The 621-nt window shown below is 71.2% G+C and carries 1 pseudogene; it reads right to left on the reverse strand.

What is annotated here, in order from left to right:
• A pseudogene (locus tag IEZ31_RS55805) lies at positions 1-502 on the reverse strand (hypothetical protein); the annotation flags it as partial.
• Between the last annotated feature and the right edge of the window lie 119 nt (positions 503-621).

A 621-nucleotide genomic window follows, 5' to 3' on the forward strand; every position in this document is an offset into this window, starting at 1 on the left:
TGTCGAGGAACACCATGCGGTGGAAGTAGACGGCGAGTGGTGACAGTGCGAAGAGGGCGACGGCGACGGCCGCCCAGCCGCGGTTGAGCTTGAGGCGCCGGGCGAGCAGGAACAGTAGTGCGCAGCTGATCAGGGCGGTGATGAGCATGGCCTCGCGGCCGACCATGACGGCGCTGGGGGCGCGGTCGAAGCCGTCGGTGAGGCCGGCGTAGCCGGCGATGATGGCCCAGCCGAGGAACGGGTGGTCGTACCAGTACGTGTAGTGGGAGAGCGCGCCGTGGTCGAGCATGGCCCACGCCTGGTTGACGTAGGTGCCCTCGTCGTCGTTGATCCGGCCGGGCCAGCCGTGCAGGTTCCACCCGTTGACCAGCCCCGCGACGAGCAGCAGCGGTCCCAGGATCAGCAGACTGCGGCGGTGGTACCGCCAGCGCGACTCCCGAGGCGGCGACGCTTCGAGCGGCGCGCGGACCGGACTGCGCTCGACCTCGAGCACCGCGGTCATGCGGCGGCCTCCACGGCGAGCGCCGGGCGGTGGTGGCCGCCGTGCGCGGTCTTGTGCCAGGTGGTGTTGCCGTCGACGTGCTGCCAGACGGCCCAGAACGCGGCGCCCATGAGCACCCA

The sequence above is a fragment of the Dactylosporangium sucinum genome (genome assembly GCF_014647515.1).
GTDB classification, from domain to species: domain Bacteria; phylum Actinomycetota; class Actinomycetes; order Mycobacteriales; family Micromonosporaceae; genus Dactylosporangium; species Dactylosporangium sucinum.